Annotated in this window: 12 protein-coding genes and 2 tRNA genes; 6 read left to right on the forward strand and 8 right to left on the reverse strand. The window is 59.9% G+C overall.

From position 1 onward, the window contains the following. Positions 1–27 precede the first annotated feature (27 nt). From K7B09_RS10790 to K7B09_RS10800, 3 genes are read left to right on the forward strand one after another with little or no spacing between them, the layout of a single operon-like run. A complete protein-coding gene (locus tag K7B09_RS10790; RefSeq protein ID WP_223629543.1) occupies positions 28–903 on the forward strand; it encodes a hypothetical protein in 876 nt (291 codons plus the stop codon). Continuing rightward, a complete protein-coding gene (locus K7B09_RS10795) occupies positions 900–3044 on the forward strand; it encodes a DUF4175 domain-containing protein (protein WP_223629475.1) in 2145 nt (714 codons plus the stop codon). The genes K7B09_RS10790 and K7B09_RS10795 overlap by 4 nt, the downstream gene beginning before the upstream one ends. Then, complete coding sequence (locus tag K7B09_RS10800; protein ID WP_223629476.1) at positions 3041–4774, forward strand: hypothetical protein; 1734 nt, start codon at positions 3041–3043, stop codon at positions 4772–4774. Before K7B09_RS10795 ends, K7B09_RS10800 begins: the two co-directional genes overlap by 4 nt. Positions 4775–4785: 11 nt before the next feature. Here the strand turns inward: K7B09_RS10800 and fur are convergent, their stop codons facing one another. Then, the gene (gene fur, locus K7B09_RS10805; RefSeq protein ID WP_223629477.1) at positions 4786–5184 is read right to left on the reverse strand and encodes a ferric iron uptake transcriptional regulator; all 399 of its coding nucleotides are present in this window, start codon (positions 5182–5184) and stop codon (positions 4786–4788) included. A gap of 145 nt (positions 5185–5329) precedes the next feature. On the opposite strand from fur, the gene K7B09_RS10810 reads away from it, so the two are divergent. Further along, complete coding sequence (locus tag K7B09_RS10810) at positions 5330–5725, forward strand: outer membrane protein assembly factor BamE (RefSeq protein ID WP_223629539.1); 396 nt, start codon at positions 5330–5332, stop codon at positions 5723–5725. Here the strand turns inward: K7B09_RS10810 and K7B09_RS10815 are convergent. Together K7B09_RS10815 and K7B09_RS10820 are read right to left on the reverse strand one after the other, a co-directional pair. Continuing rightward, positions 5722–5985: an RnfH family protein gene (locus K7B09_RS10815; protein WP_223629478.1), complete on the reverse strand. Its 264-nt coding sequence runs from the start codon at positions 5983–5985 to the stop codon at positions 5722–5724. The genes K7B09_RS10810 and K7B09_RS10815 overlap by 4 nt on opposite strands. Next, complete coding sequence (locus tag K7B09_RS10820; protein ID WP_223629479.1) at positions 5985–6416, reverse strand: type II toxin-antitoxin system RatA family toxin; 432 nt, start codon at positions 6414–6416, stop codon at positions 5985–5987. Before K7B09_RS10820 ends, K7B09_RS10815 begins: the two co-directional genes overlap by 1 nt. Positions 6417–6475: 59 nt before the next feature. Between K7B09_RS10820 and smpB the strand changes: the two genes are divergently transcribed. Continuing rightward, positions 6476–6970, forward strand: a complete 495-nt coding sequence (smpB, locus tag K7B09_RS10825; RefSeq protein ID WP_223629480.1) for an SsrA-binding protein SmpB — start codon at positions 6476–6478, stop codon at positions 6968–6970. Positions 6971–7105: 135 nt separating this feature from the next. Here smpB and K7B09_RS10830 read toward each other — a convergent pair. The 4 genes from K7B09_RS10830 to ppsR form a co-directional block, all read right to left on the reverse strand. Next, a tRNA-Glu gene (locus K7B09_RS10830) sits at positions 7106–7181 on the reverse strand. A gap of 24 nt (positions 7182–7205) precedes the next feature. Then, a tRNA-Ala gene (locus tag K7B09_RS10835) sits at positions 7206–7281 on the reverse strand. Positions 7282–7337: 56 nt separating this feature from the next. Continuing rightward, complete coding sequence (locus tag K7B09_RS10840; protein ID WP_223629481.1) at positions 7338–7823, reverse strand: DUF1249 domain-containing protein; 486 nt, start codon at positions 7821–7823, stop codon at positions 7338–7340. Between the two features lie 89 nt (positions 7824–7912). Then, the gene (gene ppsR, locus K7B09_RS10845) at positions 7913–8734 is read right to left on the reverse strand and encodes a posphoenolpyruvate synthetase regulatory kinase/phosphorylase PpsR (protein ID WP_223629482.1); all 822 of its coding nucleotides are present in this window, start codon (positions 8732–8734) and stop codon (positions 7913–7915) included. 80 nt (positions 8735–8814) lie between these two features. Here ppsR and ppsA point away from each other — a divergent pair, with 80 nt between their 5' ends. Continuing rightward, positions 8815–11184, forward strand: a complete 2370-nt coding sequence (gene ppsA / locus K7B09_RS10850; RefSeq protein ID WP_223629483.1) for a phosphoenolpyruvate synthase — start codon at positions 8815–8817, stop codon at positions 11182–11184. Between the two features lie 37 nt (positions 11185–11221). On the opposite strand, the gene K7B09_RS10855 is transcribed toward ppsA, so the two are convergent. Continuing rightward, complete coding sequence (locus K7B09_RS10855) at positions 11222–14179, reverse strand: ligand-binding sensor domain-containing diguanylate cyclase (RefSeq protein WP_223629484.1); 2958 nt, start codon at positions 14177–14179, stop codon at positions 11222–11224. Positions 14180–14232 lie beyond the last annotated feature (53 nt).

A 14232-nucleotide genomic window follows, 5' to 3' on the forward strand; every position in this document is an offset into this window, starting at 1 on the left:
CCAGATCGACGTACTTATGTAGCGGTCATGCCTGGGGTTGCCGCCACAACGGTGGCCATGCAAGCGTTGCCCGCAAATGCACGCAAGCATTGGCTGGCGGTTGGCTTCCCTAGCCTGGACAGCGACCCACCAGCGGATGCGCAACCCATTGCCAGTTTGCTGCGACAACTGGATGCCGAGCTGCCATCCGAGGCACCTTTAGTCGTACTGGCCACCACGCAGTTCGATGGTGCTGATGCGCGGCTCCCCATACTTTCGCGAAGTGTGGATTGGCGCATCGTTGCCGGCGCACCGCCATCAACGCCAATGGTCACCGCACTGGCCGCGCCTCGCTTGCAAATCAGATCTGATTCAGCACATCGCACGCAGGCCGGTTATCTGCATGCTGCAAGCCGCGCATGGCAAACACCTGCAGAATTCACGGCGAGCTCAGCAGCATTCCCGAACAATCAGCAAATTGTGCTGGTCTGGTTTGTGTCCGACCCACTGCCCACGACCTTGTTGGAGTGGGTCGCACATGGCGGCACGGTGATACTCGACTCCAGCCATGCGCTGCCGCAGTCTCGTCATCCTGTTTCGCTTTGGCAAAATGCTGCCGGCATTGATCTTCTGCAAGCCATCGCATATGGCAAAGGCCGTTTGTTGCGTTTCACCCGGCCGCTGCAACCAGCACAAATGGCGGAGCTGTTGAACGCCGAATTTCCACAACACCTGCACGATGCACTGCAAGCACCCGGTGTTGCACCCATCCCTGCAGATGCAAGAACTTATCGGCCCCAGACTGGTGCAAACGCCTATCCACAAGCCCCTTATTCACTGCAGCCGTGGCTGGCGTTGGTGCTGGCGCTAGTGTTCTTGAGTGAGCGTTGGCTGGCTACCGGTAGGCGTGGGGAGCAAGCATGAGTCGCAGTTTGCTTCCCGCCAACGCGTGGCGTGCGGCAAGGCTGCAGAACATCGGCATCTGGCTGGGATATCTGGTCCCGTGGTGCACTGCTGCCTGCACGATGGCGTGGCATCTGTTGGGCCCGCGCCTTGCACTATTCCTTGGTGGTTTTGCGCTACTGGCAAGTGCGGTCATCGGATGGTGGCTGTGGCACAAGCACGACATCCATTGGCTGATACGCAATTTGAATTCACATCGCAGCGACATGGAGGACAGCGCCGATTTGCTGTTGTCCAACGATGCGCTCAACCCACTGCAACGCTTGCAGCAACAACGTCTTGTGCAACGACTACAAGACTACCCCGTGGATTTGCGCAAGCCGTGGCCGATGGCATCACTGCTGGGGTCTGCAGCAATTGCATTGGTTTTCATTATTACCGTTGCGAAGTGGCCTGCAGATTTGCCAAACGATAAAGCCACTGCTCAACCAGCCGTGCAACATTCCACTGAGGGACCACTTTTACAGGATATCAACCTGCAGATCACGCCACCCGGGTACACGGGCTTGCCGATCCGCAGTGTGCAAACTCTCACGTTGAAAGTTCCGGTTGGGTCAATCGTGCAATGGTCGTTGCACTTCTCCCATGCCCCCACGAAAGTTGCGCTGGTGTTGCTGGATGGACGGGAAATCCCACTGCAACCCAATGGCGCAGCATGGGTAGCGCGTCTGACCTTGCCAGCCCCCACCCTGTATCGCTTGCAAGTTGACGGCAAATTCCCGGATGCCGGCAAGCTGCATCGTATTGATGTGGTCGCGGACCTGGCGCCGCAAGTCAACGTGCTACAGCCCGCGCACAGCCCTAGTCTGGCCACGGTTGGGCAACCCGACTGGGATGTGAGTTTCGATGCGCGCGATGATTATGGGGTTCTGGCACAAGCCAGCTTGCGCATCACGTTGGCGCAAGGCAGCGGTGAGTCGATTGCATTTCATGAGCAGCGCCTCGTATTGACAGGCCAAGGCGGCGCACAGCACCGCCGCTTTGCGCACCGACTGGATCTGGCTGCGTTGGGCATGGCGGAAGGCGATGACTTGATCGTGCAACTGGAGGTGTCCGACAACCGCCGCCCGCAACCCCAACTGACGCGCAGCCCCAGTGTGATTTTGCGCATGAGTCGCAAACCTGAAATGGAAAGCGCCGGCATCGAAGGCGTGGTGCGACGCGTGCTACCGGCTTATTTTCGCAGTCAACGGCAAATCATTTTGGATGCTGAAGCACTACAGAAAAAAAGACGCATGCTGGCATCGGAGCTGTTCTTGAAGCAATCCGATGCGATTGGCGTAGATCAACGCATTTTGCGCCTGCGCTATGGCCAGTTCCTAGGTGAGGAAGCCGAAGGCGGACCGAAGCTGTCGCCCACTGCCGATGCCGCACAAGACCAACACGTACCTGTCGATGACGATCACGGCCATGAAACACCGAACCCACCTGCGCCTGTGTTCGGGCAGATTGATCACCTCCTGGAAAATTTCGGGCACACCCATGACATCGCCGAAGCCGCGACCTTGTTGGACCCGGAAACACGCGCCATTCTCAAGCAAGCATTGGATCAAATGTGGCAATCGGAATTGCAGTTACGGCAAGGCCAGCCCGATCGCGCATTACCGTTTGCTTACAAGGCATTGGGCTATATCAAGCAAGTCCAGCAGGCGGACCGCATTTTTCTTGCGCGGGTGGGCCCACAGTTGCCGCCGATAGATGAAAGCCGGCGCATGGGCGGCAAGCGTGATGGCATTGCGTCACGGGCCGATGCACTGCAAACAGCCACCACCGAGGCCTCTGCAATCAGTGCACTCTGGCAAGCCCTGGCCGCACCGTCACCTTCACCTTCACCTTCACCTTCTTCTTCGCCTGCGTTACCCCTGCAAGCTTTTGATACGTGGCTGCACAGCCATCCACCACAGCAAGACGATCTTTTGTCACTGCAAGTGGCATTGGATGCAGTGCGTCGTGATCCTGCTTGCAGCGGTTGCCGCAGCGAACTGCAACGCCAGTTGTGGCCACTCTTGCCGCTACCCCCCGCGCAACCCATGCGCCGCGAACCGGCGACGCCGCAAGGTCAGCGCTACCTGGATGCATTACAGGCAGAGGCAGTCCAATGAACCTGCCGACCCTGCCCGTACTAACGGCCGGTGTGCTGGCATTGGCCTGTGTATTTGCGCTTGCGCGCGTGTGGCGGCAGCGTGCGCAACGCTCTCGACTTGCGCTTGTCACCTTGTTGGCATTGCAGCCGGCACTGGCCACAGCCTTGTATTTCGGGCTATTTCCGCCACTGCACATGGCCCAGACTGGTAGTAGTCTGGTCGTATTGACCGCAGGTTGGCGCAGCGCTGCTGCCGCTAATCTGTCAGGTCAACGCATTGCATTGCCGGAAGCCGAACCCGCGGCGTCTGCTGAACGCGCGCCAGACCTTGCCACAGCACTGCGTCGGCATCCGCAGATCACCTTGCTGCATATCCTCGGCCACGGGCTGGAAGCCCGTGATCGCGATGCCGCCCATGGCTATCAGATTGACTTCATCCCGGCGCCACTACCGGCAGGCCTGGTGGCATTGCATGTGCCTTCTCGCGTGGCGGTGGGCAATGCGCTGCGTGTGCGCGGCCGGGTGCAAGGTGTTGATGCTGGCACGGTGGAACTGCTGGATCCCGGCAACCAGCGCGTGCAACGCAGCCCGCTGGCGCACGATGGATGGTTTGAGATGCAAATGGCCGTTCGCGAGGCCGGCCTGACGGCTTACACCCTGCGCGTACTGGATGTGGCCGGCACGCTGCAAGACAGCGTGCCGCTGCCGATGGAGGTTGTCACCGCAACGCCCTTGCGCCTGCTGGTGTTGGCTGGCGCGCCCAATCCGGAACTTAAATACCTGCGGCGCTGGGCGAAAGATGCTGGAATCGCCATGCACACGCGAATCGCGGTCGGTGGCGGCAGCGCCTTGGGCGATGCGCCGATCGCGTTGACTGATGACAGCCTGCGCGCGTTTGATCTGGTGCTGTTGGATACCCGCAGCCTGCAAGCGTTGCCTGCGAGTGAAGTGCGAGCGCTGACGTTAGCCATGCACAAGGGGCTTGGCGTGTTGTTGCAACTGGATGCGGCACCTGCACCTGCGCTACGCGCACGCCTGCGCGAGTGGGGGTTTGCGCTGGCCACTGGCGATGCCACGCAAACCGTTTCGCTGGCTGCCGGTCTACCAGCACTTCCCAGCTACCGAGTGACAGATTCGACCACTACCAGCGCGCGTTTGCTAAGCGACACAGACGGCCAACCACTGGGGCTATGGCGCGCCTTGGGGCGTGGTCGGGTTGGGCTGCTCCCCATTTCTGAAACGTATCCACTGGTGTTGCAAGGTATGGGTGAGCGGCATGCCCAGTTATGGAGTGAAATCACTGCAACGCTCGCACGCAGTCAAGAGAGCGCTCCACTGTTACCGCCGTCGGCGCCTGCATGGGTGGGCGAACGGGTCATTGTCTGCGCGCTGCCCGCAATAACCGCTGCGGCGACGCTTGCGCCACAACACCCTGGCCCAACGGCGGCCCCCGGTCGCTGCATTGCCGAGTGGCCGCAGCGTGCCGGCTGGCAGCGCTTGCAGCAGATCGCGCAGCCACTGCACTACTTCGCCCTGCAGCAACGCACTGCACTTGCATGGCGCTTGAGTTTGCGTCAACAAGCCACCCGGCAGTTGGCGCTGCAATCAACGCATGCGCCGACGCGGAGGGGGCAAGCAATGCCACAACGTGGCCGCGCCTGGCCATGGCTGGCGGCTTGGTTGGTACTGGCCGCAGCGGCCTGGATCTGTGAGCGTCGCTTGCATGAGCGGCCTAGTGCAACGCGCTGACCGGCGTTGGGTCAGCGCTTTTTGCGCACGTACAACACCAAGGCGTGATCGACAATTTCGAAGCCATGTTCAGCGGCAATTTTCTGCTGCAAAACCTCGATTTCGTCGCTATGAAACTCCACTACCTTGCCGGTTTCCAGATCCACCATGTGGTCGTGGTGCTCGCCACGGTCCAGCTCATACACAGCGGTGCCGCCTTCAAAATTGTGCTTGAGCACCAAACCGGCCGACTCGAACTGGGTCAGCACGCGGTAGATGGTGGCCAAGCCAATGTCTTCGCTTTCGGCCAACAGCTGCTTGTAGATATCCTCGGCGGTCATATGCCGGGGCTTGGCATGCTCCAACAACTCAAGAATGCGCAGTCGTGGGTGGGTCACCTTCAAGCCCGCTTTGCGAAGATCCTGCGACATGGTTTCCTTCCTCAGATGTCATGCGACATGCAACGCCGGGTGAATGGACTTGCGGCAACGGCTTGCCGCAGATCCAGGCAAAGGCAGCGTGGTGGCGATGCGGGAGTGTATCATCGGCACTTCCGCCACTGCCCACACCCTGCCGATGCGCAAGCTGATCCCCCTCCTTCTTGCAACCTTGCTGGTCAGCGGCTGCGGCATGCTGTATCGCCAGCCGATCTTCCAGGGTAATTTGCTGGAAAAATCGGCAGTTGACCAACTGCAGGCTGGGCTGGATCAGCATCAAGTGATGACACTGTTGGGCAGCCCGTCGGTACAAGACCCGTTCCACCACAATCGTTGGGATTACGTGGCCAGCCAGCGCATCGGCCGGCACGGCGCGCCGCAGGTCAAAACCATGACCCTGTGGTTTGAAAACGGCAATCTGACCCGCTGGGAAGGCGACTACTTCCCTGAGCAAGATTCCGAGTTGGCTAAAAATTCGGTGCGCTACTTCGGCCCGAATCTGGCCAAGGATAAAGACAAGAAAAAACGCCGCTAACGCCGCTTTGCGCGTTCAGCGCGCAATCGGCGCGCCTGCTTGGGGTCGATGAGGAGTGCCCGCAGCAGTTCGATGCGATCACCCGGATGCAGGCGGGTGTCGGCTTGCGCGGCCACCCCAAACACGGCAATCGCAACAAACTCTGTATCCAGCTGCCAGTTGGCTGCCGCCAGAGCATCGGCTACGCACGCATTTTCGTTTACCTCAACCAGCATGCTGTCGGCACGCTTGGGCCAAGCCCGCAACAACTGCACTTGCATCAGCGTGAACCTTTGTCCGCTTCGCGCACGAAGTCATCCACCATGCGATCGGCCAAGCTTTGCATTCCAATGGCCAAAGCTGGCCCCAACAGCCGACTTTGCGGTTCAAAATCCAGGCGCAACATGACTTTGCACGCACACTCATCCAGCGCATGAAATTCCCAACGCCCCAGCAGCTGCCGAAACGGGCCATCGCGCAGCGCCATGTCGATATGGTGCGGCGGGCTAAGCTGGTTCTCGGTGGTAAACCATGTATGGAAGCCAGCGATGCCCAGCTCCAGTCGTGCCAACACGCGCAGCTCGCTGGATTCCATTACCTGGGCTTGATGGCACCACTCGAACCGGCTCGGATACGCGTCAACATCATTGACCAACGCGAACATGTGCGCGGCGGAATGTTCAACAAGGGCACTACGTTGAATAACAGGCATCGAAAGATCCAGACAAGCCGACTGCCCCGCAGCGTGGACGAATCAGCGAGAATAACGGAATGAACAAGAAGAATGCCAAGGATAAGCCAAACGGCGGCGGCACCATCGCCCTGAACAAGCGTGCCCGTCATGAATACAGCCTAGAAGAAAAATTCGAAGCTGGCCTCGCCCTGCAGGGCTGGGAGTTGAAATCCATTCGCGCTGGTCGCGCCAATATCGTGGATGCGTATGCGGTGGTGCTGCAAGGTGAATTGTTTCTGATTGGCGCGCAAATCACACCACTCATCCAAGCCTCCACTCATGTGGTAGCCAATGACCGCCGTACCCGCAAACTGCTGCTGCACCGGCGCGAAATCGACATGTTGATCGGCCGGGTTCAGCGGGATGGCTACACACTGGTACCCACTGCGCTGTATTGGAAGGGCAATAAGGTCAAGGCCGAGTTGGCACTGGCACGTGGCAAGCAAAGCCACGACAAGCGCGAAGCCAGCAAGGAGCGCGACTGGAACCGCGAGAAGCAGCGCCTGCTGCGGCGGCATAACAAGGACGCGTAACCTGTGCCCCGCTGGGCGGGCCAGTTGAGCGTGTGATCACGACGACTGGCTGAATCACTCCATCGCTCTGCCCATAGCAAAACGGCCACCTTGCGGTGACCGTTTACGCGTTGCTTGCATGTTCCGATTCTGAAGTGGCGTCCCCACGGGGATTCGAACCCCGGTCGCTACCGTGAAAGGGTAATGTCCTAGGCCTCTAGACGATGGGGACAAAACCGGAAACAAGTTGTAAAAGTGGTGGAGCCAAGCGGGATCGAACCGCTGACCTCCTGCATGCCATGCAGGCGCTCTCCCAGCTGAGCTATGGCCCCACGGGGCTGGAAAGACGCGCATTCTGCGGGGTAAACCCAGAGGCGTCAAGCGTTTTTCAATATTTTTTCTGCAGCGCATCATCCAATCCACGCAAGGTGGTCACGCCATGCCCCTGTTCGGCCAAATATTGCAGCCATTTACCCAGGAACGTATTCATCCGCAGGCGGTGATTGAGGATGCGCTGTGGCGGTGGATACATGCCAATGACGTCTTGCCAGCGCCTTCCTGCGTAGCAATGGGTGGCTTCAACTTGTTTGGCATCGTGGTACAGGCGCAGATTGGCGGAAGGATCGACCATGCCGGTGTGTGGATCCACCAGCCCGTAGCTCATGCGCAGCTCGGTGGTGTAGGCGTGCTGCTCGATGACATCGATGTGCACATCCAGGCCATCGCCAATCGATGAAACATAATTGCCGCAGGCCAGTTCACCGGCTTCAAACAGGCGTTGCAGGCGCGTGTGGTTTTCGGAATACAGCCCCATCAACCAACCAAAACGGCTGAGTGTGGGTAGTGTGTTGTGGCGGGCAAAGGCAAGGCTCATGGTTTGATCCTACACGCGCAAATCACACTGCGGCAGGATTGACGAATACCCGGCGCAGGCCTAGCTTGGAAGAGGTGGCTGGCCGTGGTTCAGAACATCTCGCGGTTGATGCCCAAATACTTCATCACGCGGCTGGAAATTTCTTCGATCGAAGCGTGCGTGGTGCTGAGCAGCTCGATGCCTTCGCGGCGCAGCATCGTCTCGGCCTGCGCAACCTCGCGCCGGCAGGTGTCCAGCTGGGCATAGCGCGAATCCGGCCGCCGTTCCTGGCGAATCTGGTGCAACCGATGCGGGTCGATGGTGAGCCCGAACAGCTTGCTGCGGTACTGACGCAGCTTGGCCGGGAGGCGTTCGGCCTCCAGATCTTCCGGCGTCAGCGGATAGTTGGCGGCTTTCACCCCATGCTGCAGGGCCAGGTACACGCAGGTGGGCGTCTTGCCGGCGCGGGAGACGGCAACCAGGATCACGTCGGCATCGCTGAAGTCGAGTTTCATGCCATCGTCGTGAGTCAGCGCGTAATTCATCGCATTGATGCGGCGATGGTAGGTATCAAAATCCACGATGCCGTGGGCGTGGCCGATATGGGCTTCGCGGCTACGGCCCAGCTCTTGTTCCAGTGGCGCGATGAATGGCGCAAATATGTCCAGCATCAGTGCGCCGCTATCGGCCAAAAGCGTGTTCAGCTCCGCGTCCACGCAGGAGTTGACCACGATGGGGCGCACACCGGCGGCCTCACCCGCGGCGCGCACGCGGATGGCGGCTTCGCGTGCCTTGTCCGGCGAATCCACGAATGGCAGCCGATCGGTGGCAAACCGCAGGCCCGCAAACTGGGTCAACAGGCTGTGGCCGATGGTTTCGGCGGTAATGCCGGTGCCATCGGACACATAAAACACGGGGCGAACAGCATCCATCGGCAATCCTTGAGTGGCGGGCAGGTTAAAATAACGGACTTCCCGCGCCACTGCGCCGCCCTGCCCCCACGGAGCCCGCCTTGTCTAGTAATGTCCTTTGGTTGAACGACCTGCGCCTGACCGACCTCGCCCAAGTGGGCGGCAAGAATTCCTCGTTGGGCGAAATGATCGGGCAGTTGTCCAGCCTCGGCGTATCGGTCCCCGGCGGTTTTGCCACCACCGCCGATGCGTTCAAGGCATTTATCGCGCACAACAATCTGCACGCCCGCATCTACGACAAACTGGCAACGGTTGACGTGGAAAACGTGCCGCAACTGACCGCTGCCGGCGCGGAAATCCGTGGTTGGGTGATCGATGCGCCATTGCAGCCGGAGCTGGATGCTGATATTCGCAGCGCCTACGCCAAGTTGTGCGCCGATAGCGGCGCACAAGACATCGCAGTGGCGGTGCGCTCTTCGGCCACGGCGGAAGATTTGCCCGATGCCAGCTTTGCCGGCCAGCAAGAAACCTTCCTCAACGTCACCGGTGCCGATGACGTGGTGCGCAAGGTCAAGGAAGTGTTTGCCTCGCTGTACAACGACCGTGCGATTGCCTACCGCGTGCACCATGGTTTTGCCCACGAAGACGTGTTCCTGTCGGCGGGTATCCAGCTGATGGTGCGCTCGGATGTGGGCAGCTCAGGCGTGTTGTTCACGCTGGACACCGAATCGGGCTTCCGCGATGTGGTGTTTGTCACCGCCAGCTTCGGCTTGGGCGAAATGGTGGTGCAAGGCGCGGTCAACCCGGATGAGTTCTACGTGTTCAAGCCGACCTTGCGCGAAGGCAAGCCTGCAATCCTGCGCCGCGCATTGGGCAGCAAACAATTGCGCATGGTGTATTCCGATGTGCCCGGCGAACGCGTGCGCACCGAAGCCACGCCGGCAGAGTTGCGCGGGCAGTTTTCGATCACCGATGCCGATGTGGAGGCACTGTCCAGGCAGGCGCTGGTAATCGAGGCGCACTACGGCCGGCCGATGGATATCGAGTGGGGCAAAGACGGTCACACCGGCAAGCTCTACATCCTGCAAGCGCGCCCGGAAACCGTGAGGTCGCGCGCCAGCGCCACCCAGATTGAACGCTACGCCCTGCTGCAGCGCGGTGACGTGCTGTCCGAAGGCCGCGCCATTGGCCACAAGATCGGCAGCGGTACTGCACGTGTGGTGCGCTCACTCGATGACATGAGCCGCGTACAGCCCGGCGATGTGTTGATCGCCGACATGACCGACCCGGATTGGGAGCCGGTGATGAAGCGCAGCGCCGCCATCGTGACCAATCGTGGTGGCCGCACTTGCCACGCCGCGATCATCGCCCGCGAGTTGGGCGTGCCGGCGGTGGTGGGCACGGGGGACGCACTGGATCGCATCAACGATGGCGATCTGGTGACGGTGAGCTGCGCGGAAGGCGATACCGGTTTCATCTATGCCAGTGCCCTGCCCTTCGAACGTACCACCACTGATCTTGGCAATATGCCGCCGGCACCGCTGAAGATCATGATGAACGTGGCCAACCCGGAGCGCGCCTTCGACTTCGGGCAGTTGCCGAACGCCGGCATTGGTCTGGCCCGCCTGGAAATGATCATCGCCAGCCATATCGGCATCCATCCGAAGGCGCTGCTGGAATTCGACAAGCAGGACGCGGCGATCAAAGCCAGGATCAACGAGCGTATCGCCGGCTATGCCTCGCCTGTCGAGTTCTACATCGAACGCCTGAAAGAAGGCATCGCCACCATCGCCGCCTCGGTGTATCCGAAGCCGGTGATCGTACGGCTGTCGGATTTCAAATCCAACGAATACGCTAACCTGTTGGGTGGCGGCAAGTACGAGCCGCATGAAGAGAACCCGATGATCGGGTTCCGCGGTGCCTCGCGCTACATCGATCCCGGCTTCAAGGACGCATTCGCGCTGGAATGCGTGGCGGTCAAGCGCGTGCGCGAGGCGATGGGCCTTGCCAACGTCTGGGTGATGATTCCGTTTGTGCGCACGCTGGATGAAGGCAAAGCCGTCATCGAAGTCCTGCGTGAAAACGGTCTGGTGCAGGGTGAGAACGACCTGAAAGTCATCATGATGTGCGAGGTGCCCTCCAACGCGCTGCTGGCCGATGAGTTCCTCGATATTTTCGATGGCTTCTCGATTGGTTCCAACGACATGACCCAGCTCACGCTGGGGCTTGATCGCGACTCCGCGATCGTGGCCGGGCTGTTCGATGAGCGCAATCCAGCCGTCAAGAAGATGCTGTCGATGGCCATCCAGTCCGCACGTGCCAAGGGCAAGTACATCGGCATCTGCGGCCAAGGCCCGTCCGACCACCCGGACCTGGCGCAGTGGTTGATGGAACAGGGCATCGAGTCGGTCTCGCTGAACCCGGACACCGTGGTCGATACTTGGCTGGCGTTGGCGAAGTCCAAGCACTGATTGGATTGAGCTGACCCTGCGGAACACTGCCGCAGGGTCAGCTGCACACCCGATTGCGCCCGCCCTGCTTGGCTTGATACAGCAGTGCATCGGCGCGCGCCACCAAGTCTTCCGGGCGCGCGGCATCTTCACGCGCGGCGACCCCACCACTGATTGTCAGCTGCCAGCCCGGCGCATACGCACTGCAATCCAGGGCCTCCACGGCCAGCCGCATGGCGTTGCAAATTTCCTGTGCTCTGGCAAGCGGCACGCGCTCGAACAGCACCGCAAATTCTTCCCCGCCCCAACGCGCCAACACCCCGGCCCCGCCAAGCGCATCGCGCAGCGCGTGGGCCACGGCCACCAGTGCCTGATCGCCAGCGGCATGCGAATAGTGGTCGTTGATGAGCTTGAATTCATCGATGTCGAACAGTGCGAAACACAGCGCACGATCGCCACGTACCGCACGCTCAAACGCAGCATCCAGTTGCGAATCCAAGCTTCGGCGGTTGCCAATCCCGGTCAATGCATCTTCCAATGCCATGCGTTCAAACGCTTCGGATTGCTCGCGCAGGCGCTCCAGCAACGCGGATTTTTCTTGATCCGAGATACGCAAACGGTCGGCATGTTCTTGCAGATCAGACGTGCGCTGGCCCACGAGTTGTTCTAACTGGGTTGCTCGCTGATGCAGGTTGAAAAGGCGCCAGCGCACCAAGGCCCACAGCAGTAACAAACTGGCCAAGGCTGCCAATACCAACACCCATGGCCGTTCCCATAGCTGCGGCTGAATTTCGATTTGGATCGTGGTGATCTGCGGGCTCCAATTTTGCCCTAGTCCCGGTGCAGCCACGTTGACTTGGAAGCGATAACGGCCTGCTTTCAAATTGGTGTATTGCACGCTGCGCTGGTTGCCGCGATCTACCCAATTATGGTCCATGCCCTGCAGTTGCTGGCGATAGCGCAAAAAGCGCGGCATCAAAAAGCTGATCGCGGCATAACGGAATTCCAGCTTGGTGGTGCCGGCTGGCAAGCTGAGCACTCGGCCAATCGACTGCGGCCTGCCATCAGCCAAAACCTGCTCCAGCACGACGCTGGGCAACGGACGCCGAAATGCGTGCAAGGATGCAGGGGACGCGAAGGCAGCGCCGCGCGCGGTGGCTACCCAGATATTGCCATGCTGGTCACGAATGGCGGCAGGCCCGGAGCCGCCGTTGCACTGTGCACTGACCAGCCCATCTGCTTCACCAAAATGATCGTACTCAAGGCGCTGATGACGGCCATCCAGAACGGCATTGGCCTCGGCTTTGGCAATCCGCAATACGCCGCGATTGGATGTAAGCCAATAGGAACCCAATTGGTCATCGACAATGGCAAACAAGGTATCCACGGGCAGGCCATTATGTATGCCAAGCCCCGCCAGATGGCCATTGCGATAGCGCAGCAGGCCGCGATCGGTAGCCATCCACAACGTACCATCGGCATCTTCATTGAAACCGAAGACATCCTGCGCACCATTGGTTGGGCGCATGTCCAAGGCTTGCACCTGTTCCCCGATGATGTGTGCCGCGCCGTTGGAGGTCCCTACCCACAGGCTGCCATCACGCGCCTGGTGCATCGAGATGATGAATTCCCGCGGCAAGCCTTCGCTTATCCCGAAGCGTTTGAACTTGCCATTTTTGAGCCGAACCAGCCCACGGTTGGTGCCAATCCATAAACTGCCATCGCTGGTTTCGGCAAGCGATCGCACTTGGTTGCTGGCCGGTAGTCCGTGTGCGGCATCGTAACGTGCCAACACTTTGCCATCACGCATCCGCAGCACACCATCGGTATAGGTACCGACCAGCAAATCGCCATTTCGGGCTTCCAACAGGCTCAAAATAGAATCGCTTGGTAGCCCATTTTCGGCGGTGTAGCTGGCGACTACCTGATTGTTGCGCCACAGGTTCAAGCCACGACCAGTGCCGATCCAGATTCCCCCCTGGTGATCTTCGTACACCGTGCGCACATAGTCGTCACTGAGCCCCTGATCCCTGTTCCAGGTACTAAACGGCGCATCGCTCAAGCGGAGCAAGCCGGCATTGGTGCCAGCCCAGATACTGCCCTCGCGATCTACCAGTAACGATGGAACGCGATTGTTGGGCAGCCCACGCAAACTGGTGAAGCGATCCACACCCCGCGCAGATAGGCGCAATAAGCCATTGTTGACGGTGCCGATCCACAAGTTGCCACTGCGGTCTTCCGCGAGGCTGGGCGCCCCGTCTTGCGGCAGCAATGGCGAGAGCATTTCAAACTGGTCGGTATTGCCTACGCGGCGATACACCCCGCGTTCGGTGCCGACCAGTAATTGCCCGGCGCGGGTTTCAAATAGATTGAACACCGGTGCATCGGGCAATCCCGAGGTACTGGGCATCACCCGCAGCTTACCGTCGTGGCTGCACACCGCCAGTCCGCCGGCAGTAGCAATCCAAATGTCGCCGTCGTGGGTTTCGCGCAGGTCAAAGACTACATTGCTGGGCAGGCCATTATGGATGTTGTATTGCTTGACTTTGCCATGATCGAGCACGCTCAAGCCTTCGTTTTCAGTGGCCACCCACAAGCGCCGCGAACGGTCCTGGATGGCGTCAAGAATTTCATCTTGCGCCAGGCCATCTTTTTCGCTGTAAGTAGTCCACTGATCGCCGCGTTTTACCGTCACTCCACCGCGTGAAGTACCCATGAGCACCGCACCGTCGGCGGCTACCGACAATGAGCGAATCGCGTTGTCTTGCAGGGCTGGGGTATTACTGCGATCAAACAGCTGGAACTCCAGCCCGTTGTAGCGCACCAAGCCTTCCCACGTGCCCAGCCACAGATAACCATCCGGGGTTTGCGCAATGCTGTTGACCTGGTTGTGCGGCAAGCCTTCGCGGGTGGTCCAAATCTCGCGATAGAACGCCGAGATAGGCTTTTCCTGTGCCAATACGACGCTGGATGACAGGCATAGCAACACCAGCAGGCCGAGTGAGACTCGCCGCATCCAAGTTTGCACAGACGCCAACGGCATCCGCTTCATGTGCCCCCTGTACTTGC

This window comes from Thermomonas beijingensis, assembly GCF_020034655.1.
In the GTDB taxonomy this organism is placed as follows: Bacteria; Pseudomonadota; Gammaproteobacteria; order Xanthomonadales; family Xanthomonadaceae; genus Thermomonas; species Thermomonas beijingensis.